14 protein-coding genes are annotated in these 19,885 nt (G+C 67.6%); 3 read left to right on the top strand and 11 right to left on the bottom strand.

Annotated features, from left to right (window positions below; translation table 11 throughout):
• Genes trpA through ACZ5TO_RS17025 form a run of 3 tightly spaced genes read left to right on the top strand, consistent with a single transcriptional unit; the run spans position 1 to position 3,130 of the window.
• Entirely contained in the window at positions 1-840 is an 840-nt protein-coding gene (gene trpA / locus ACZ5TO_RS17015; protein ID WP_184145616.1) for a tryptophan synthase subunit alpha, read from the top strand.
• A 39-nt stretch (positions 841-879) separates the two neighbouring features.
• Positions 880-1,785 carry an acetyl-CoA carboxylase, carboxyltransferase subunit beta gene (gene accD / locus ACZ5TO_RS17020; protein ID WP_464798934.1) on the top strand — a complete coding sequence of 302 codons (906 nt, stop codon included), beginning with the start codon at positions 880-882 and terminating at the stop codon, positions 1,783-1,785.
• Between the two features lies 1 nt (position 1,786).
• Positions 1,787-3,130: a bifunctional folylpolyglutamate synthase/dihydrofolate synthase gene (locus ACZ5TO_RS17025; RefSeq protein WP_464798935.1), complete on the top strand. Its 1,344-nt coding sequence runs from the start codon at positions 1,787-1,789 to the stop codon at positions 3,128-3,130.
• A 53-nt stretch (positions 3,131-3,183) separates the two neighbouring features.
• On the opposite strand, the gene trxA is transcribed toward ACZ5TO_RS17025, so the two are convergent.
• The 11 genes from trxA to ACZ5TO_RS17080 all read right to left on the bottom strand — a co-directional run bounded on the left by trxA (position 3,184) and on the right by ACZ5TO_RS17080 (position 19,825).
• On the bottom strand, positions 3,184-3,504 hold the full coding sequence (gene trxA / locus ACZ5TO_RS17030) for a thioredoxin (RefSeq protein WP_184145613.1): 321 nt from the start codon (positions 3,502-3,504) through the stop codon (positions 3,184-3,186).
• Positions 3,505-3,599: 95 nt separating this feature from the next.
• On the bottom strand, positions 3,600-7,145 hold the full coding sequence (addA, locus tag ACZ5TO_RS17035; RefSeq protein WP_464798936.1) for a double-strand break repair helicase AddA: 3,546 nt from the start codon (positions 7,143-7,145) through the stop codon (positions 3,600-3,602).
• A complete protein-coding gene (addB, locus tag ACZ5TO_RS17040; RefSeq protein ID WP_464798937.1) occupies positions 7,138-10,314 on the bottom strand; it encodes a double-strand break repair protein AddB in 3,177 nt (1,058 codons plus the stop codon). The genes addA and addB overlap by 8 nt, the downstream gene beginning before the upstream one ends.
• Positions 10,311-11,045 carry a nucleotidyltransferase family protein gene (locus tag ACZ5TO_RS17045; RefSeq protein ID WP_464798938.1) on the bottom strand — a complete coding sequence of 245 codons (735 nt, stop codon included), beginning with the start codon at positions 11,043-11,045 and terminating at the stop codon, positions 10,311-10,313. Before ACZ5TO_RS17045 ends, addB begins: the two co-directional genes overlap by 4 nt.
• A 13-nt stretch (positions 11,046-11,058) precedes the next feature.
• Positions 11,059-12,555 carry a tRNA (adenosine(37)-N6)-threonylcarbamoyltransferase complex ATPase subunit type 1 TsaE gene (gene tsaE, locus ACZ5TO_RS17050; RefSeq protein ID WP_464798939.1) on the bottom strand — a complete coding sequence of 499 codons (1,497 nt, stop codon included), beginning with the start codon at positions 12,553-12,555 and terminating at the stop codon, positions 11,059-11,061.
• Between the two features lie 5 nt (positions 12,556-12,560).
• Positions 12,561-15,011: a sensor histidine kinase gene (locus ACZ5TO_RS17055; RefSeq protein WP_464798940.1), complete on the bottom strand. Its 2,451-nt coding sequence runs from the start codon at positions 15,009-15,011 to the stop codon at positions 12,561-12,563.
• Positions 15,012-15,305: 294 nt separating this feature from the next.
• Positions 15,306-16,706, bottom strand: a complete 1,401-nt coding sequence (ahcY, locus tag ACZ5TO_RS17060) for an adenosylhomocysteinase (RefSeq protein WP_464798941.1) — start codon at positions 16,704-16,706, stop codon at positions 15,306-15,308.
• Between the two features lie 96 nt (positions 16,707-16,802).
• Positions 16,803-17,075, bottom strand: coding sequence for an HPr family phosphocarrier protein (locus ACZ5TO_RS17065; protein ID WP_184145606.1), 273 nt, complete (start codon positions 17,073-17,075; stop codon positions 16,803-16,805).
• A 15-nt stretch (positions 17,076-17,090) separates the two neighbouring features.
• Entirely contained in the window at positions 17,091-17,492 is a 402-nt protein-coding gene (locus tag ACZ5TO_RS17070; RefSeq protein ID WP_184145605.1) for a PTS sugar transporter subunit IIA, read from the bottom strand.
• A gap of 150 nt (positions 17,493-17,642) precedes the next feature.
• A complete protein-coding gene (locus ACZ5TO_RS17075; protein WP_464798942.1) occupies positions 17,643-18,098 on the bottom strand; it encodes an HPr kinase/phosphorylase in 456 nt (151 codons plus the stop codon).
• Entirely contained in the window at positions 18,095-19,825 is a 1,731-nt protein-coding gene (locus tag ACZ5TO_RS17080; protein ID WP_246434348.1) for a sensor histidine kinase, read from the bottom strand. Before ACZ5TO_RS17080 ends, ACZ5TO_RS17075 begins: the two co-directional genes overlap by 4 nt.
• Between the last annotated feature and the right edge of the window lie 60 nt (positions 19,826-19,885).

Raw genomic sequence — 19,885 nt, forward strand, 5'->3', positions numbered from 1 at the left:
ATGACCGCACGCATGGACAAACGCTTCGCGGATCTCGCGGCAGAAGGTCGCCCGGCGCTCGTCACCTATTTCATGGGCGGCGATCCGGATTATGCCAGCTCGCTGGAGATCATGAAGGCGCTGCCGAAGGCCGGCGCCGACGTCATCGAGCTCGGCATGCCCTTCTCCGACCCGATGGCGGACGGCCCGGCGATCCAGCTTGCCGGCCAGCGGGCGCTTGCCGGCGGCCAGACGCTCGCCAAGACGTTGCAGATGGCCCGTGACTTCCGCAAGGACGACGACGCGACGCCAATCGTGCTGATGGGCTACTACAACCCGATCTATATCTACGGCGTCGACCGCTTTCTCGACGATGCGCTGGAAGCCGGCATCGACGGCCTTATCGTCGTCGACCTGCCGCCGGAAATGGACGACGAGCTGTGCATCCCGGCCGTCGCAAAGGGCATCAACTTCATCCGTCTTGCCACGCCGACCACCGATGAGAAGCGCCTGCCGGCCGTGCTGAAGAACACCTCCGGCTTCGTCTACTATGTCTCGATGAACGGCATCACCGGCTCGGCCCTGCCGGATCCGTCGGTGATCGGCAGCGCGGTCGGGCGCATCAAGGCCCACACCGGGTTGCCGGTCTGCGTCGGTTTCGGCGTCAAGACGGCCGAGCATGCGCGGGCCATCGGCGCCTCGGCGGACGGCGTCGTCGTCGGCACCGCCATCGTCAACCAGATCGCCTCCAGCCTGACGGCGGACGGCAAGGCGAGCGCCGCCACCGTCGCCGGTGTCGAAACGCTGGTCATGAGCCTCGCATCGGGCGTGCGTGCGTCGCGCCTTGCGGCGGCGGAGTAAAGTTCCCACATGGGAACGATTGGAACGGGAGTCTAGACCGTGAACTGGATCACGAACTACGTTCGGCCGAAGATCAACTCGATGCTTGGCCGTCCCAACCGGGATGTACCGGAAAACCTCTGGATCAAGTGCCCGGAAACCGGCGAGATGGTGTTCCACCGCGATCTCGAGGAGAACAAGTGGGTCATCCCGGCCTCGGGCTACCACATGAAGATGCCGGCGAAGGCCCGCCTCCGGGACCTCTTCGACGACGGCGTCTACGAGGCCCTGCAGCAGCCGAAGGTGGCGCAGGACCCGCTGAAGTTCCGCGATTCGAAGAAATACACCGATCGCCTGCGCGACAGCCGCGCCAAGACGGAGCTGGAAGACACGATCGTCGCCGGCGTCGGCAAGGTGCGCGGCGTCAAGCTCGTCGCCGTCGTGCATGAATTCGCCTTCATGGGCGGCTCGCTCGGCATCGCCGCCGGCGAGGCGATCATCAAGGCCTTCGAGCGCGCCATCGCGGAAAAGTGCCCGCTCGTCATGTTCCCCGCCTCGGGCGGTGCGCGCATGCAGGAAGGCATCCTCTCGCTGATGCAGCTTCCGCGCACCACGGTCGCCGTGGAGATGCTGAAGGAAGCGGGCCTGCCCTATATCGTGGTTCTCACCAACCCGACGACGGGCGGCGTGACGGCCTCCTACGCCATGCTGGGCGATATCCATCTTGCCGAACCGGGCGCGGAAATCTGCTTTGCCGGCAAGCGCGTCATCGAGCAGACCATCCGCGAAAAGCTCCCCGAGGGCTTCCAGACCTCGGAATACCTTCAGGAGCACGGCATGGTCGACATGGTCGTCAAGCGCCATGACATTCCCGATACGCTCGCCCGCCTTCTGAAGATCCTGATGAAGAAGCCGGCGGCTGCGGCCCCGGCGACGAACGACGTCATCGCCATCGCGGCCCAGTGAGATGGTAAGCGTAGCGGCCAGCGAAGCGGCAACGGAGATCGAGAAGCTTCTCGCGCTCCATCCCAAGGGGTTCGATCTTTCGCTGGACCGCATCACGCGGCTGCTCGCCGCGCTCGGCGATCCGCACCTCAAGCTGCCGCCGGTCATCCATGTGGCCGGCACCAACGGCAAGGGTTCGGTCTCGGCCTTCTGCCGCTCGATCCTCGAAGCGGCGGGCCTTGCCGTCCACGTCCACACCTCGCCCCATCTCGTCAACTGGCACGAGCGCTACCGCCTCGGCGTTGCGGGCGGGCGCGGGCAGTTCGTGGAGGACGCGGTCCTTGCCGATGCCGTGCGCCGCGTGGCGGCGGCCAATGGCGGGCAGAAGATCACCGTCTTCGAGATCCTGACGGCCGTCACCTTCCTGCTCTTTTCCGAGCATCCGGCGGATGTCGCGGTCATCGAGGTCGGCCTTGGCGGGCGCTTCGACGCGACGAACGTCATTCCGCATCCCGCCGTCTCCATCATCATGCCGATCTCGCTCGACCATCAGGCCTATCTCGGCGACCGGGTGGAGCTGATCGCCGCCGAAAAGGCCGGCATCATGAAGCGCGGCGTGCCCGTCGTCATCGGCTTCCAGACGGAGGATGCCGCCCGCGACGTGCTGATCGAGACCGCCGAGCGGCTCGGCTGCCCCTATACGGTTTACGGCCAGGATTTCATGGCCCATGAGGAATATGGCCGCCTCGTCTACCAGGACGAGTTCGGCCTTGCCGACCTGCCCCTGCCGCGCCTGCCGGGCCGCCATCAATATGCCAACGCCGCCGCGGCGATCCGCGCGGTCAAGGCGGCCGGCCTTGCGGTTACAGAGCATGCTATGGAAATCGGCCTTGCCCATGTCGAATGGCCGGGCCGCCTGCAACGGCTGACGGACGGCGCCCTGGCGCGGCTTGCCCCGCGCGGCAGCGAGATCTGGGTCGACGGCGGCCACAATCCCGGCGCCGGCCAGGTGATCGCCGAGACCATGGCGAGTTTCGAGGAGCGCGATGCGCGTCCGCTCTTCCTCGTCACGGGCATGATCAACACGAAGGATCCGGTCGGCTATTTCGAGCCATTCGGCGGTCTTGCCGAGCGGGTCTTCACCGTGCCGATCCGCGGCTCCGATGCCGGGCTCGACCCGGTGGCGCTGGCGGGCGATGCCGCCCGCGCCGGGCTCGACGTCGAGCCCCTGTCGTCGGTCGCCGACGCCCTTGCCGAGATCGGCCGCATCACCGCCGAAGACGCGGTGCCGCCGCGCATCCTGATCGGCGGCTCGCTCTACCTCGTCGGCGACGTCCTTGCCGACAACGGCACGCCGCCGACCTGACAAACAAAAAGCCCGGCACGAGGCCGGGCTTGATCTGGTCCGGTTCCGGTCGATCAGGCGGCGCTGGAAATCCAGGAAGAGAGGGCCGTCTTGGGCGCGGCGCCGACCTTGATGTCGGCGACTTCGCCGCCCTTGAACATGGCGAGCGTCGGGATCGAGCGTACGCCGAACTTGGCGGCCAGTTCCGGGTTCTCGTCGATGTTCAGCTTGGCGACCTTCACCTTGCCGGCAAGCTCCGAGGAGATTTCTTCCAGGGCGGGCGCGATCATCTTGCACGGGCCGCACCATTCGGCCCAGAAATCCACGACGACCGGCTCCGCGGAATTCAGCACTTCGGCCTCGAAATTGGACTGGTCGACTTTTACGGTAGCCATGAGGCTCTCCTTGAACGGTGATTGTTACCTGAAATGTGATGCCGCCGGCCCCCGGTTTCAACCCCGGCCGATAGCGGATCGTCCCGTCCGGTATCTCACTTTGCCGTGAGTTCGGCAAGGCTCGCGTCCATCCGGGCAGGCTCCAGCCAGTAGGTTTTCGCCGCCTCCGTATAGATCAGCCCGCAGCGGATTTCCCTGTCCGGATAGAGCGGGCCGAGGATCGCCCGGTAGATCGCAAGCTGTGCCCGGTGCTCGAAGGGGATGTCGCCGGGCGAGGCGGGCGGCACGCGGTTCGTCTTGAAGTCGACGATCTCCACGGCGCTGTCCGTCACCACCATCCGGTCGATGCGGCCCGACACCGCGAATTCGCGGCTGCCAAGCCGCAGCGTGCCCATGATCGACACTTCCGCCCGCGCGGCCGGCGAGAAGATCGCGGCAAGGTTCCCGTCGTCGATCACCGCAAGCGCGGCTGCAACCAGCGAGGCCCGCGCGCTCTCCGGCCAGGCTGCGGCCGCGCGCTCGAGATAGCGCCGCGCCGCCGCCGGCCGTTCCGCGGGATCGAAGGCCGGCAACACCTGCAGGAAGCGGTGGAGGATGCGCCCGCGCTCCAACGCAAGGCCGGCGCCGGGGGCGCCGCCCTTCCTGCCGAAGAGCGCCGAGGGCACGAGAAGGTCCGCCGCATCCGTCTCGATCACCGCCGCCGCACCCGAGGGGCTGAGCGGCCGCGGTAGCGCGCGCTGCGGGGGAAGCGGCCGCCCGAGCGCTTCGGGAAGCTGCACCTCCGGCTTCTCCGCAACGGCCGCCGCCGTGACCTCGCCCGCCGTTGCCGCACCCGCCTCGCGCCAGGCGAAACCCTGCCAGCTCTCGCTGCGCGTCGAGAAGGTCGTCGCGATGCAGCGTTCCGCGTCGGCCGAAAGCGCCGCGGCGATCATCTGGTGCCAGGTGTCCTTGTTTTCCTGCTTGCCGCGATAGCCGCAGACGACCAGCCGATCGGCCGCGCGGGTCATCGCCACGTAGAGCAGCCGGCGATATTCCTCCTCCGCGCCGGCCTTGATGCGCTCGGCGTCCGCCTCGGTCAGCGCATTGGCGAAATCCTTGAGCGGCAGCCAGGCCGGCAGGCCGCCGGCAAGGCCGGGCGTTGCGAGGAAGCGCAACTGCGGCATGTGGCTGTGGCTGAACGGCTTCGCCCCGCCGTCGACGAGGAAGACGACCGGCGCCTCCAGCCCCTTGGCGGCATGCACCGTCATGATGCGGATCTCGCCGCGCGCCTTGTCCTGCTCGCGCTTGACGGTCGGGGCTTCCAGCTCCAGCGTCGAGACGAAGGCCTGCAGGCCCGGAAGGCCGTTCTCCTCCTGGTCCAGCGCGAAGGTCAGGAACTCGTCGATGATCTCGCCGGCCTCCGTGCCGAGCCGGGCGAGGAAGGCCCGCCGCCCGCCGCCGGCTCCGAGGATGCGGGCGTAGAAATCGTGCACGGACTGGCCTTCCGCATCCCGCAGGATTTCCTCCAGCCGGCGGACGACGGAGGCGAGCTCGGCCGTCTCGCGCAGCCGCGCCCACAGGCTCTGGCGCGCGCCGCGCCGGGCGGCAAGGTCGAAGAGGGTATCTTCGTCAAGGGAAAAGAGCGGGCTTTTCAGGAGCGCGGCCAGCGACAGGTCGTCCTCCGGCAGGACGGCGAAGCGGCCGAGCGCCACGAGGTCCTGCACGGCGATGTGCTTGGTCAGCACCAGCCGGTCGGCACCGGCGACGGGCAGGTTATGCCGCTGCTTCAGGGTGCGCGTCAGTGCATTGACGAAGGCGTCGCGCTTGCGCACCAGCACGATGATATCGCCGGCCTCCATCGGCCGCGCCTCGCCCTTTTCCGTCACCGTCTCGCGGCCGATCCAGGCGGCGAGCGTATCGGCGATGCGCCGGGCGAGAACGTTGATCGGCGCCTCTTCCGCCACCGCGTCGAAGGGCGCTGTCCAGTCCTCCTCGTCGAGGCCCGGCGGGGCGGCGATCACGTCCCAGATGTCGACCGCGCCCGGCTCGCGCCCGCGGTTGGAGGCATGGACGATCTCGCCGCCGTCCGGCGACAGGCCGCGCGCATTGGCGGGATCGAGGAAGACCCGGTCGACGGCCGAAAGCACGTCCCGCGTCGAGCGGAAGGAGAGAAGGAGCCGGATGGGGCTGAAGACGGCTTCGGCCGCCCGCGTGCGTCGCGCGACCTCGCGTCCTTCTTCCGCGAAGCGCTCCGGCCGGGCGCCCTGGAAGGAGTAGATCGACTGTTTCTCGTCGCCCACGGCGAAGATCGTTCGCCCGGCGACCCTCGCCGTTTCGCCGGCGAAGAAATCGTCGGTCAGCGCCCTGACGATCTGCCATTGCCGGGGGCTCGTGTCCTGCGCCTCGTCGACGAGGATATGGTCGATGCCCTGGTCGAGCTTGTAGTGCACCCAGGCGCTCACCCGGTCACGCGTCAGGAGCCGCGCCGTGCGGTCGATCAGGTCGTCGAAGTCGAGCAGGCTGCGCGTGCGCTTCAGGTCCTCGTAATCGCCGATCAGCCGCTCGGCGATGGTGAGCGCCGCGCGCGTCGCCTCATACATGCGAAACCGCCGTAGCCGGTCGGTGCAGGCGATCACATGGGCCTGTGCGGTGAGAAGCGGCGTTTCGAAATGCGGGAATTGCTTTTTTAACGCGGCGGAGAAGAAGGCGGTGCCGATCTTCCTGGGTGCCCCGTCCTTCGTGAAGAACAGGGAATGAAGCAGGGTGCGGCGCGCTTCGGCATCGGTGAGCCCGCTTGCGGAGCGGAAACCGGCCGCCGATGTCTTCACCGTGTCGCTGCCGAATGTCTCGGCAGCGGAGAGATAGGCTTCGAGCACGTCGCCCTGCAGCCCGTCGAGCGGCCAGAAGGCGGCAAGGATATCCTCCGCCGTCTCCTGCGGGTCGAGCCCGGTTTCCCGGCGCAGAACGGCGTCCACGCCGCCCGCCTTCGCGGCACCGTCGAGGAAGTCGCGGATCGGCCCACGGCTTGCGACGATCTCCGAGATCAGCCGTTCCAGCCCGGTGTCGTCGGCGATGTCGAGCACGGTGGCGAAGGCGTCGGCCAGCGCCGCGTCATCCTCGCTGGCCGTGGCGGTCAGGAGCGTGCGGCGGGCATCGGCGAGGAGCACGGCCGCCGCCCGGTCGTCGAGCACCGAAAAGTGCCCGGCGACGTTCGCCTCCAGCGGGAACTGGTGCAGCAGCGCCTCGCAGAAGGCGTGGATGGTCTGGATCTTCAGGCCGCCCGGCGTTTCGAGCGCCCGGGCGAAGAGCCGGCGCGCCTCGGCGAGCTTGAAGAGGTCCGGCGCCTTGCCCTCGATGGCGGCCACGCGTCCGGACAATTCCGCGTCGGAGAGCGTTGCCCATTCGGCCAGCCGCTCGAAGACGCGGTTCGACATTTCCGAGGCCGCCGCCTTGGTATAGGTGAGGCAGAGGATGGCCGAGGGCCGGCAGCCGGCGAGCAGCAGGCGGATGACGCGCTGCGTCAGCACATGGGTCTTGCCCGAGCCGGCATTGGCCGAAACCCAGGCCGAGCGGCCGGGATCGGAGGCCGTCGCCTGTTTCTGCGACGTCCAGCTCAACCAGGCAGCCGGATCGGCGGAGGCAGGGCGCTCCTCGTCAAGCATCGTCGCTCTCCTCGCCCTCTTCGGCCGACGACCATTCGGCGACGCGCGCCAGATGGTCGTATTCGCCGCCATAGTCGCGCTCCTTTTCGGGGATGAGCCGGGATGCGAAGCCGAAGCGGCCCTCGATCAGCCCCGTCAGCAGCTTTTCCAGTTCCGCCAGCGCTTCCTCCGCCAGCTCCAGCGCGGATTTCGGCGTCGCATTGGCGGATTTCGCCTCTTCGTTGTTGACCTGCTCGGGCTTGAAGCGATGGCCGGGCTTGAGGCGCACATAGAGAAGGTTCGCCGGCTCACGAATCCCCGGTCCGCGGAAGGCGCCGCGGCGGAGCGCCGCCGCCTCCAGCGCGAGCTGCGGGTCGAGCAGCGCGTGCGCCACCCTCGGCGAGGGCGTGCTGCCGGTCTTGTAGTCGAGGATGTCCGCCCTGCCGTCGGGCAGGATGTCGATGCGGTCGGCAATGCCGGTGAGGCGGATGCCGGCGACGGAAAGATCGAGCGAGGCCGGCACCTCCGTCAGGCTCTCGCGAATCTCGCCGGCGCGGGCAAGATGCCACTCGACGAAGGCACGGGCGACGGCGGCAAAGCGCGGCCGCCAGACGGCATCGATATGCGGCGGCAGGCGCGCCGCGTCGAATTCCTCGCCGAGGATGCGGCCGATGACGGCGAAGGGCTCGCCGGTCCTCTCCTCGCGCACGAAGCGGTCGACGATCCGGTGATAGAGCGATCCGCGCTCGGCCGGTCCAGGATCGAGGTTGAAGGGCGCGATAGGGTCGAGCCGAAGGATATGGCGGGCATAGATCGCATAGGGGTCGCGGCGCAGGCGCCCGATCTCGCTGAAGGAATATTTCCTCGGCTGCAGCTCGGCCGGCGGGTGCGGCGCGGGGCGGCGGGCGGTGGGCACGCTCGCGCTCTCGTCCACGGCATTCGCCCAGCCGAGAAGTTCCCTGCCGCGTGCCCGCAGGTCTTCGGCCAGCGCCGGCCCGCCGACGGCGAGGAGGCGTTGCAGCCAGCGCGAGGCGACGGTCGGTGCGGTGCCGCTGCGCAATGCGCGGGTGAGGATCAGCTTCGGCGCGCCGGCGGCCATCTGCAGGTCGTGGCCGAGCTGGCCGATACGCCGTTCCGGCGGTTCGAGGCCGATGTCGATCTTCATGACGCGCGAGAGGAAGGCGTCGTTTGCCGCCTGTCCCGGCCATGTGCCCTCGTTGAGCCCGCCGATCACCACCGTGTCGACGCTCTGCAGGCGCGATTCCAGCGCGCCGAAGATGAAGACGCGCGGATGGCGCATGGCGCGCGGCTTGACGCTCTCGCTCGCCGCCAGCGCCTCGACGATATCGCACCATTGCGGCCCGTCGGCTTCGATCTCGCCGTCCGTGGCGATCACGCTGGCAAGGAGGTTCGCAAGGCTGTCGCCCGCCTCGCCGGACCAGAGCGCCGCTAGGTCGCCGCGCTCGTCCATCGCGACGGCCTCCAGCGCCCGCCCCGTCCGCTCAGCCCAGTCGGAGACCGCGAGCCGGCCGGAAAGGCGCCGTCCCGTCCGGCTCTGCCCGACCAGCACGCCGGCCAGCGGCTCGGCGGCGGCGGCGACCCGGCGCGCAAGATCGCGGGCAAGGGCAAGCGAAGGTTCCGGCAGCGCCGTGCGCCAGACGGGCGGATGGCGGTCCTCCGCCTGTTTGGCGAGCGCCGCCTCCAGCAGGGGTTCGAGCGTGGAAATGTCGATCTCGGCGGTGCCGCCGCGCAGCGCCGTCAGTTCCAGCGCGGCAACGGCCGCGCGCCTGTCATCGGCGGAAAGGCCGAAGCGGGCCAGCGGATGCTTCAGCAGCGCGGCGAGCGGCACCGGGTCGCCGGGGCGCAACGCCGCCTCGACAAGGAGGCGCAGGAGCGTGCCCTGCGGGCTCGAGAGCAGCGGCGTACCGGCCGAATCGTCCGCCTCGATCCCGCAGCGGGCAAGCTCCGCCGCCACGCGCCGGCCGAGCTTGCGGTCGGGCGTGATCAGCGCGGCCTGTGCGTCCTCGCTCTCCTCCAGCGCGAGGCGCAGCGCGATCGCGATGGAAAGCGCCTCCTCCCGCTCGTTTGCCGCCTCCACCAGCGAGACGTCGCGGAAGGCGGCCGCCATGCGTTGCGGATCGAGCGTGCCGCGTACCTCGCCCCAGCCGGCCGTCGCCTGCGTCGGCAGGAAGGCGCTGGAGAGAATCTTCGCGCGGTATTCCAGCGCCTCGGGCGGATCGCCGAGCGTTTCCACGTCGTCACGCGTGCAGCCCATGCGCGCGAGCAGGCGGTGGAGGCCGTATTGCGGATGGCTGCGCGCGGCCGCATCCGCCTTGCCGGCGCCGTCCTGACGACCGACGAGCATCCAGTCGGCGTCCGACATGAATCGGTCGAGCCCCGGCAGGATGACGATGCCGTTCGGCAGGTTCGCCACCGCCGCGATGAGCCCGGCGGTGGCGGGAATGGAGCCCGTCGAGCCGGCGATGATGACGGGCCCGGCAGGCGGCGCGTGGCGATAGCGCTCCGTCTCGGCATGCAGCGTCGCGTTGCGGCGCAGCGACGGAGAGGAGCGGTTGAGCTCGGCGAGCCGCGCCGGCCAGTAGTCGCTGGCGATCTTCAGGAATTCGGCGGTGAGCTGCCACCAGAGCGCATGGTTGGCGGTGTCGAGCGCTTCGAGCGCCGACCAGTCGAGCTCCTCCGTCTCCATCGCGTCGATGATCTCGGCGAGGTTGCGGGCAAGCCAGACCGCATCGGCGGGGCTTGCGGGCGCGACGAGCGGGCTTTCGGCATGGACGGCGGTGACGGCGGCGGGCAGCCGGTTGCGCCAGGCGAGCACGAGGCGGGCAAGCTCCAGGAGGCGCGTCGGGCCGGAAAGCGGCTCGGCCATGTCGAGGAGCGCGGGCGCCACCTCGTCGAAGAAGCCGGCGTCGTCGTCCGTCTCGCCGAGCGCGCGGATGACGGGCAGGATGGCCGAGCGCCCGCCGAGAAGGTCGACGAAGTCGGAGCGCAGAACGCGCGCCGCGCGCCGCGTCGGCACGTAGATCGTCACGTCCGAAAGCGCCAGCGGGTCGGCAGGGTCGTAGCTGAAGCCGGGCACCAGCCGGCCTTTGATGAGGCTTGCCGCAACCGTCTTCAGGAAGGGCAGGCTCGCGGGGATCGACAGGATGCGCCCGCCCCGGGAGCCCGTCACGCCGCCGCCTCGCGGAAGGCGCCGATCACCGCCTCCGCCGCGCCGATCGCCTCAGGCGTGCCGACGGTGATCCAGTGGCCCTCCAGCATCAGGCCGAAGAGCCGGCCTGCCGCGATGGCGCGGTCGAAATAGAGGTTGAGGTTGAAGGCGTCGTCCGGCGCGTCGTCGAGGAGCGACGGCATCAGGGCGAGCGCGCCGGCATAGACGACCGGCGTGCCGAGCCCTTCGGCATAGCGGGTGAGGCGGCCGTCCTCGCCGAGCGAGAAATCCTTCTTGCCGTTGTGGCCCGTCGTGTCCTCCAGCTTCACGCAGAGCATGAGCATGTCCATCCGCGCCGGGTCGAAGGCCTCGGCAAGCCGTTGCAGGTTGGTTCTTTCGCCGGGTTTCTCGCCGATCCAGAAGAGATCCGCGTTCATCACCAGCACGGGGCCGCCGCCAAGCAGTCGCAGGCCTTTGGCGAGGCCGCCGCCGGAATTCATCAGCCGGTCCGTCTCGTCGGACAGGAGGATTTCCGGCGCGCTGCGGTGCGAAAGATGCGCTTTCATCTGGTCGGCGAAATGGTGGATGTTGACGACGGCGCGCTTCACGCCGGCTTCGGCCAGCGCGTCGAGCCCGTAGTCGATCATCGCCTTTCCGGCGATAGGCACCAGCGGCTTGGGCATCGTGTCGGTGATGGGGCGCAGGCGCGTTCCAAGGCCCGCGGCCAGCACCATGGCGTCTTCGATCTTCATCGGGCGCTCGCGATCATGATTCGGTCGCGAGGATTCCAGCCTTTTCGCACCATGCGCGCAAGGGGGCGAGGTCGGGATGGGAGAGCGCCCGGGTGAGATTGCGGAAGGTGCGGGGCATGTGGCGCATGTAGCCGGGCTTGCCGTCGCGCTGCATCAGCCGCACCCAGATGCCGACGAGCTTGCAGTTGCGCTGCGCCGCCATGACGTGCCAGTCGCGCAGGAAACGCTCGCGGTCGAAGCCGCCCTGCTTTTCGCGAAGGGCGAGATAGTGCACCAAAACGCCCTCGGCGAGGCCGTCCGGCATGTCGACACGCGCATCCTGCACCAGCGAGGCGACGTCATAGGCGGACGGCCCGATCATCGCATCCTGGAAATCGATGATGCCGACCCGGTCGGTGCCGGTGGCTTCCGGCCGCCAGATGATGTTCGGCGAATGGAAGTCGCGCAGCAGGAGATTGTGTTCGGCGCCGCCGAGGCTCTCGATCAGCCCGTCCCAGATGGCAATATAGGCGCCGCGCTCCTCCTCGCTTGCCGGCGTGCCGCGCTTGAAGGGTAGGTACCAGTCGGTGAGAAGGCTGACCTCGATCTGCATCGCATCCCGGTCGAAGTCCGGCACAGGATGGACGATGCCGTCCGCCACGGGAAGGTCGCGCTCGAAGGCCTGCCCGTGCAGATGCGCAAGGCAGGCGGCGCTTTCGCGGTAGCGCTCGGCGACCGGCGCGCCGTTTGCGTCGAGCACGCCGTCGCTGCCGAGGTCTTCGATCAGCAGGATGCCCGCGTCGATATCCGTCGCGTGGATGGCCGGCGCACGCAAGCCGCGTGAGACGAGATGCCGGCCGACTGCGATGAACGGTTTCACGTCCTCCGCGATATGGGCGATCTGCTGGTAGTATTTGCCGTGGGCGAGGATCGGCCCCGGCGCATGGCGCGGCGCATCCATCAGCACGAAGCGGTCCCCGCCGGCATGGATATGTTCATAGGCTCGCACGGAGGCGTCGCCCGTGAGGTGGCGGCGCGCCGCATTGCCGTAGCCGGCTTTTTCCAGGAAGGCGCGGATCGATAATGAGCGGCGAATGCGCGCGAGCGCCGGTTCCGGCCCGTCGACGGTGACGCGCCGTCCTTCGCCCTCCTGCGTGAAGGTGAGGGCGATCCCGTCCGCCGGCAGCGCGCCAAACCCCTTTTCCGGCCATTCGACGAGGCAGATGCCGTCGGAAAGGGCTTCGTCGAAGCCGAGTTCGTCGATCTCGGCCGCGTCGGCGATGCGGTAGAGATCGAAATGGGCGACGGGAATCCGGAGGTCGTAGCTCTGCACCAGGGTGAAGGTCGGGCTCGGCACTTCGAGGAAGGCATCGTCGGCGATGGCGCGGATCAGCGCCCGGGCGAAGGTCGATTTGCCGGCGCCGAGATCGCCGTTGAGCGCGAGATAGTCGCCGCGCCGCACGGCGAGCGCCATGTCCTCGCCGAAGCGGAGGGTAGCGGCCTCGTCGGCAAGGAAGACGTCGAGCGCCATGGGTCCTATTCCGCTGCCGCGAAGGCCGTCATCGTCGCGGAAGGGATGCGCACGGTGACCTCGGTGCCGCGCCCCTCGTGGCTGTCGATGGTGACGGTGCCGTGGTGCAGGCTCACGAAGCTCTCGACGATGGAAAGGCCGAGGCCCGCGCCGCCATGGCGGCCGTGGCTTTCGAAGCGGTTGAACACCGTCTTCAGCACGTCCTGCGGAATGCCCGGCCCGCGGTCGGAGACGGTGAAGACGAGATCGGCGCCCTCGCGCCAGCAGCGAAGGCCGATGGCGCTGCCCGCCGGGGCGAAATTCGCGGCATTGGCGAGGAGCTTGATGAGGATCTGCTTGAGACGCTGCTGGTCGGCGACGATGGTGCCGAGATTGTCCGGCGCGGTGATCTCCAGCGTCACCTGCGCGTCGTGCAGCCGGTCGGCGAACTGCATGGAGACGTCGTCGAGCAGGTCCGTCAGGTTGATGTCGGCATAGTCGAGTTCCATGATGCCGGCATCGACGGTCGCAAGGTCGAGGATGTCGTTGACGATGGTGAGCAGCACCGCCGAGGACGTCGCGATATGGTCGACATATTCGGCCTGCCGGTCGTTGAGCTCGCCCATGGTCGGCGTCTTCAGGAGATCGGCGAAACCGATGATATTGGTGAGCGGCGAGCGCAGTTCGTAGGAGACGTGCTGGACGAAATCGTTCTTCAGGGCGTCCGCCTTGCGCAGCGCCTCGTTCTTCTCGGTGAGTGCCCGGCTGACGCGCACGCTGTCGGTGATGTTGACGAAGGTCAGCATCGTCTGCGCGTTGGAGAGCGGAATGACCGCATAGTCGAGCACGAGGCCGGTGCGCAGCTCCAGCACGCCTTGGCAGGAGGGCCGCTCGTCATCGAAGCTGGTGATCATGTGGCCAAAACGCTTCCAGCCGTCCGGCTTGTCGTAGGAAGGCGCGCAGGCCTGCTCGATGGCGCGGATATGCGTGCCGGATTTCGCCTCGGCCTCGCTGATGCCCCAGAGCGCCCGGAAGGCCGGGTTGGAGAGGCGGATGCGCCCGTCCGGGCTGAATACGGCAACGCCCTCGGCCAGGTGGTCGATCGTCTCGTCCTGCACCTGCACCAGCGTGTTGTAACGCGTTTCGAGGTCGACCTTTTCCGTCAGGTTCTCGAAGACCCAGGTGGCGCCGCCCTGCGGGCGGGCGGTTGCGAAGACGCGCAGCGTCTGGCCGTTCGGCAGGTGCCAGAGGTCGGTCTGCGTGTCGATGGCGCGGTAGACGGAAAGGGCGTTTTCCTTCCATTGCTTCCAGTTGAGCTGTTCCGGCAGCTTGCCGGCGGCGCGCAGGCGGTCGAGCAGCTCGCCGTTGCCGGGCTTGCCCTCGAGGAAGGCGGTGTCGACCTCCCACATGCGCTGGAAGGCCTGATTGTAGAATTGCAGGCGCTGGTCGCCGTCGAAGATGGCGACGGGCGTTGCCAGGTGATCGAGCGTTTCGGCATGGCTCTTCAGCGTGCGGGCCAGCTCCTCGCGCACGGCCTCGACATCGGAGACGTTGACGGCGATGCCGGCCGAGCCCGTCGGGCTCCGCGTATCGACCACGTCGAAGAAGCCGCGGTTGCCGCGCACGACGGTGGAAATCTTGTCGCGGAACGGCGTGTCGTAGGTCGCGGTGGCGCGGATCTTTTCGCGCGCGATGGTTGGCAGCAGCTCGCGGCTCTCGCGCACGGCTTCAGTGGCATCCTTCGCCTCGACGGCTTCGGCATAGGCCTCGTTCACCCAGGCGAGCGCACCGTCGGCGCCGCGCTGCCAGACGGGAAGGTCGATCTGGTCGAGAAGGCCCTGCAGCGTGGTGAGCGCGGCGACCAGCCGGTCGCGTTCGAGTTTCAGCCCGGCGGCTTCCGCCCGCAGGTTGTTGAGCGCCACGAAGCGCACGAAGGCCTGTCCGCCCGAAACGCGGCCCTGCGCCTCCAGCACCTCGTCGCGGTTCGTTTCCACGACGAGGTCGAAGCTCTGGGCCTGCGAGCGCAGCCGTTCGACGGCGCGTTCGATCTCGGCGGCCGATGTCGGCTTCATCCAGCGCCCGAAGGCGAGGAAATCGCGGTCGGCCTGCGGGGCGCCGGTCTCCGGCGGAAGCTGGCCGAGGAATTCCGGCTTGCCGGAAAGCCCGTCCCACACGACGATGCGGCGGTTCTTGTCGCCGATGAGGGCCTGCAGGCGGGAAATGTCGTGGCGGGCCTCGGAAAGGTGCGCCTTCAGCCCGCGGTTCTCCGCTTCCATGCGGCCGCGCTGGCGGATCATCCAGATGGCGGAGACCATCGCCGCCGACATCACGCCGAGCAGCATGGAGCCGGTGACGATTTCCGGTGTGGCGAGATGGCCGCTCGCATGGGCCGGGCCGGCAAGCAGGGCCAGCGCCGAGCCGGCCGAAAGTGCCGATACGAGACGGCGCCTGCCGCCTGTAAACCATCTGTTAACCATAAAGCCATCTTGCAGCGCGAGCGAATGCGCGCATTCCCGTTCCGGCATGCCAAAAGCCTGCCCGGAACGGCCTCGTTTTTCTTCCGCCATCATCCCCGGTATGTCTCCGTCCGTTTGCCGCCTGATCGACAAGACATCCCAATTCGGCGCGAAGGGTCCGCATCTTTCCGCCGAATCAATGTCTTAAACGATACCTGCTTCCCGAATCGTCGGGAAGGGACGGGGCCAAAAAAGAGGCGGCGCGCTCGTGTCAAGCGCGCCGCCTCTAGATGTTGTGGATAATCCGGGTAAGGATCAGTACCTGTAGTGTTCAGCCTTGTAGGGGCCCTGCGGCGTCACGCCGATATAGCCGGCCTGCTCCTCGGAGAGTTCCGTGAGCCTTGCGCCTAGCTTGGCGAGGTGCAGGCGGGCGACCTTCTCGTCGAGCTGCTTGGGCAGGACGTAGACCTCGTTCTTGTAGGCATCGCCCTTGGTGAAGAGCTCGATCTGCGCCAGGACCTGGTTGGAGAAGGAGGCGGACATCACGAAGGACGGATGGCCGGTGGCGTTGCCGAGGTTCAGCAGGCGGCCTTCCGAGAGCAGGATCATGCGGTTGCCCTTGGGGAACTCGATCATGTCGACCTGCGGCTTGATGTTCGTCCACTTGAGATTGCGGAGCGCGGCGACCTGGATCTCGTTGTCGAAGTGGCCGATATTGCCGACGATCGCCATGTCCTTCATCTCGCGCATGTGCTCGATGCGGATGACGTCCTTGTTGCCGGTCGTGGTGATGAAGATATCGGCCGAGGAGACGACGTCTTCGAGCTGAACCACCTCGAAGCCGTCCATGGCCGCCTGCAGGGCGCAGATCGGGTCGATCTCCGTCACCTTCACGCGGGCGCCGGCGCCGCGCAGCGATGCCGCAGAGCCCTTGCCGACGTCGCCATAGCCGCAGACGACGGCGACCTTGCCGGCCATCATCACGTCGGTGCCGCGGCGGATGCCGTCGACCAGCGATTCCTTGCAGCCGTACTTGTTGTCGAACTTCGACTTGGTGACCGAATCGTTGACGTTGATCGCCGGGAAGGGCAGGAGGCCCTTCTGCTGGAGCTGGTAGAGACGGTTGACGCCGGTGGTCGTTTCTTCCGTCACGCCCTTGATGGCGTCGCGCTGCTTCGTGAACCAGCCCGGGGAAGCGGCAAGGCGCTTCTTGATCTGCGCGAAAAGGATTTCCTCTTCTTCCGAGCCCGGGTTCACCAGAATGTTCTCGCCCGCCTCGGCGCGTGCGCCGAGCAGGATGTACATGGTGGCGTCGCCCCCGTCGTCGAGGATCATGTTGGACAGGCCCCCGTCGGTCCACTGGAAGATCTTGTCGGTGTACTGCCAGTATTCCGTCAGCGTCTCGCCCTTGACGGCATAGACCGGGATGCCGGCGGCGGCGATCGCGGCGGCGGCATGGTCCTGCGTGGAGAAGATGTTGCACGAGGCCCAGCGGACCTCGGCGCCGAGCGCGACCAGCGTCTCGATGAGGACGGCGGTCTGGATGGTCATGTGCAGCGAGCCGGTGATGCGCGCGCCCTTGAGGGGCTTTGCGGCGCCGAACTCTTCGCGGCAGGCCATCAGGCCCGGCATTTCGGTCTCGGCGATCTGAATTTCCTTGCGGCCGAAATCGGCAAGCCCGATATCGGCGACGTGGTAGTCCTGCGTGGTGGTCATCAAAAATCTCCAGTCGTGATGGCGCTTCCTATCAGGAAATGCCCGCTGGAGCAACCGGACATAAAGAAGTCTTTATATCCTTATATTAACGGAAGGCTACATCTCCTCGCCGAAGCGGTCTGCCACCAGCGCGTCGAGGGCGGCGAGCACTTCCTGCGCCTCAGCCCCCGTCGCGGTGACGAACACGCTGCAGCCGGGGCTGGCGGCCAGCATCATCAGGCCCATGATCGAGGTGCCGCCCACCGTCATGCCGTCCTTGGAGACGGTGACTTCCGCGTCGAAGCCGTCGACCGTCTGGACGAATTTCGCCGAGGCGCGGGCGTGCAGGCCGCGCTTGTTGATGATGAGAAGCTCTTTCGAGGCGGTCATGGAGGGCAGAAGACCTTACTTGCCGCTCAAAACGCGGCTTGCCACGTTGATATATTTCCGTCCGGCCTCGGAGGCGTCGACCAGCGCCTTCTCCATGTCGTTCTCGCCCCGGATGCCGGCGAGCTTGATCAGCATGGGCAGGTTGACGCCCGCGATCACCTCGATGCCCTCGCCGGTCATGACCGAGATGGCAAGGTTCGACGGCGTGCCGCCGAACATGTCGGTGAGGATGATGACGCCATGGCCCTGGTCGGCCTTCATGACCGCTTCCAGGATATCCTGGCGACGCTGGTCCATGTCGTCCTCGGGGCCGATGCAGACGGTCTCGATCGCCTTTTGCGGACCGACGACATGTTCAAGGGCGTGACGGAATTCCTCCGCCAGCTTGCCATGGGTGACAAGCACCAGTCCGATCATCAGCAGACGCTCCAGTTTCCCAACTCAAACGGCCGGTGGAATACCGCAATGCAACAATTCCGTCCACCGTTGGGGAGGCCATCTTGTCAATGAAAAGGCCAAGTGCAAGCCCAAAATGGCCGATTTCGTGTTTTGCCGGGGCTTTTGCGGTCAGCTTTTCAGGATTTCCGGGTGAAGGGCCGCAAGCGTCGCGAAGGCCGTGCAGCCGGCAAAGAGCGGCAGGCGGGTGAGCGGCAGGCTGCGCGAGGGCAGGATTTCGGCGGTTTCGCCCTCCGGCGGCAGGCGCTCGGCAAAGGGCGGCTCGATCGGCCGGATGGCCCGGTGCAACACCGCCGTCTCCACCGTCGCCATCCTGACGATGCCCGCCCCGCGCACTTCCAGAAGGCCGGCAATGCTGGCCGGCGCCCGGGCGACGAACTCCCCGTCCGTTTCCGTCACCAGCACCTGGTCGTCGCTGACGAGGGCGGAAAACAGCCCCCGCCAGCGCGCCTCCATGATGCAGTGGAGCGCCACGGCGCTCTTGCCGGCGCCCGAGGGGCCGACGAACAGAAGCCCCGTCTCGCCGATGACGATCGCCGTTCCGTGCACGTTGGCGGGGCCGGTCATTTCTGCGGGCCAGCGGGAAGGGAGAGGGTGAAGCGGGCGCCGAGCATCTCGCCGGTCTTCTTGTCGACGACGTTGTCGGCCTTGAGCGTGCCGCCGTGGGCCTCGGCGATCTGCCGCGAGATGGAAAGGCCGAGGCCCGAATTCTGGCCGAAACCCTCGCTCGCCGGGCGGTCCGTGTAGAAACGCTCGAAGATGCGGTCGATATCCTCGGCCTGGATGCCCGGTCCGTTGTCCTCGACCTGGATGAGGCAGCGGTCGCCGCGCCCGCGCGACAGGCGCACGACGATGCGCCCGCCGGGATCGGGCACGAAGGAACGGGCGTTCTCGATGAGGTTCGTGACGATCTGGCCGATGCGCAGCTCGTAGCCGCTGACCTCGAACCGCGTCTTCGGATTGTCCTTCCGGTCGACGACGAAGTCGAGGACGACGGGCTTCTTGCGGGTGTTCACCTGGCGGGAAATGTCGATGAGGTCGCCGAGCAGCTTTTCGAGGTCGACGGTGCGCGCATCCGAGCGGGCAAGCTCGGCGTCGAGGCGCGAAGCGTCGGAAATGTCGCTGATCAGGCGGTCGAGGCGGCGCACGTCATGCTGGATGATGTCCATGAGGCGCTTCTTCGAATCGTCCGTGCGGGCGAGCGGCAGCGTCTCCACGGCGCTGCGCAGCGAGGTCAGCGGGTTCTTCAGTTCGTGGCTGACGTCGGCGGCAAAACTCTCGATGGCGTCGATGCGGTCGTAGAGCGCGTTGGTCATCTGGCGCAGCGCGATGGAAAGATTGCCGATCTCGTCCTGGCGCACGGAGAAGTCGGGGATCTCCTCGCGCTCCTTGGCCCCGCGGCGCACGCGGATCGCCGCCGCCGAAAGCCGGCGCAACGGATTGGCGATGGTGCTGGAGAGGAGCAGCGACAGCGCGATGTTGACGAGGCCGGCAACGCCCGCGACGCGCATGATGGCAAGGCGCTCGGCATGGACGATCTTGTCGATGTCGCCCGCCTGCGTCGATAGCAGCAGCACGCCGAGCACCGCGCGAAAACGCTGCACGGGTACGGCGACGGAGACGATCAGCTCGCCCTTGTCGTTGACGCGCACGACGGCGCCGCGCACGCCCGTCAGCGCGTTCATCACTTCCGGATAGATCGATCCGTCACCGCCGGGCGCTTCCTTGTAGAGCGGCAGGTTGCTCGGCTGGAGGATGCGGTTGAACCAGGAATTCAGCCGGTCGACGAGGCTCGGGCTTTCGGGATCCACCGGCGGCAGGTCGAAGCGCAGCACCTGACCCTGCGTATAGAGGTGGCGCGAATCGAGCAGCAGGTTGGCGTCGGTGTCGTAGATGCGCGCGCGCGTGCGGGTCGGCGAGATCAGCCGGCGAAGGACCGGGGCGATCCGCTCGGGATTGATCGGGAATTCGAGGTCCTCGTCGTTCGGCAGCGGCGTGATGCTCTGGCCGGCCTGCAGCTCCAGCAGCTTTTCCGGATCGATGGTGATCGAGTTGGTGTCGACCGTCGCCGAGGCCGAGATGGCGCCGGCGATGATTTCGCCCTGGGTCAGAAGGCTTTCCACGCGCGCGTCGATCAGGCCTTCGCGGAACTGGTTGAGGTAGAGGATGCCCGAGACGAGCACGACGAGCGCGACGAGGTTGAAGAAGAGGATGCGGCGCGTCAGGCTGGAGAAGACGGCGTTGCCGAAGATGCGGCGGGCCAGCGTGAAGGGATGGGTCCAGCGGCGGCGCAGCGAGCGCGGCGCGGGCCGGCCCTCGCTATCGTCTCCATCCCTTTCCGGCACGTTCTGCAG

The organism is Shinella sp. Sh6 (genome assembly GCF_055392685.1).

What these genes read in the sequence shown, in the direction of transcription:
- addA (WP_464798936.1), bottom strand. Translation starts at nt 7,145, where the DNA reads ATGCTTGACGAGGAGCGCCCTGCCTCCGCCGATCCGGCTGCCTGGTTG.
- tsaE (WP_464798939.1), bottom strand. Translation starts at nt 12,555, where the DNA reads ATGGCGCTCGACGTCTTCCTTGCCGACGAGGCCGCTACCCTCCGCTTC.
- trxA (WP_184145613.1), bottom strand. Translation starts at nt 3,504, where the DNA reads ATGGCTACCGTAAAAGTCGACCAGTCCAATTTCGAGGCCGAAGTGCTG.
- ahcY (WP_464798941.1), bottom strand. Translation starts at nt 16,706, where the DNA reads ATGACCACCACGCAGGACTACCACGTCGCCGATATCGGGCTTGCCGAT.
- ACZ5TO_RS17055 (WP_464798940.1), bottom strand. Translation starts at nt 15,011, where the DNA reads ATGGTTAACAGATGGTTTACAGGCGGCAGGCGCCGTCTCGTATCGGCA.
- ACZ5TO_RS17065 (WP_184145606.1), bottom strand. Translation starts at nt 17,075, where the DNA reads ATGACCGCCTCGAAAGAGCTTCTCATCATCAACAAGCGCGGCCTGCAC.
- trpA (WP_184145616.1), top strand. Translation starts at nt 1, where the DNA reads ATGACCGCACGCATGGACAAACGCTTCGCGGATCTCGCGGCAGAAGGT.
- ACZ5TO_RS17045 (WP_464798938.1), bottom strand. Translation starts at nt 11,045, where the DNA reads ATGAAGATCGAAGACGCCATGGTGCTGGCCGCGGGCCTTGGAACGCGC.
- ACZ5TO_RS17070 (WP_184145605.1), bottom strand. Translation starts at nt 17,492, where the DNA reads ATGATCGGACTGGTGCTTGTCACCCATGGCAAGCTGGCGGAGGAATTC.
- ACZ5TO_RS17025 (WP_464798935.1), top strand. Translation starts at nt 1,787, where the DNA reads ATGGTAAGCGTAGCGGCCAGCGAAGCGGCAACGGAGATCGAGAAGCTT.
- ACZ5TO_RS17075 (WP_464798942.1), bottom strand. Translation starts at nt 18,098, where the DNA reads ATGACCGGCCCCGCCAACGTGCACGGAACGGCGATCGTCATCGGCGAG.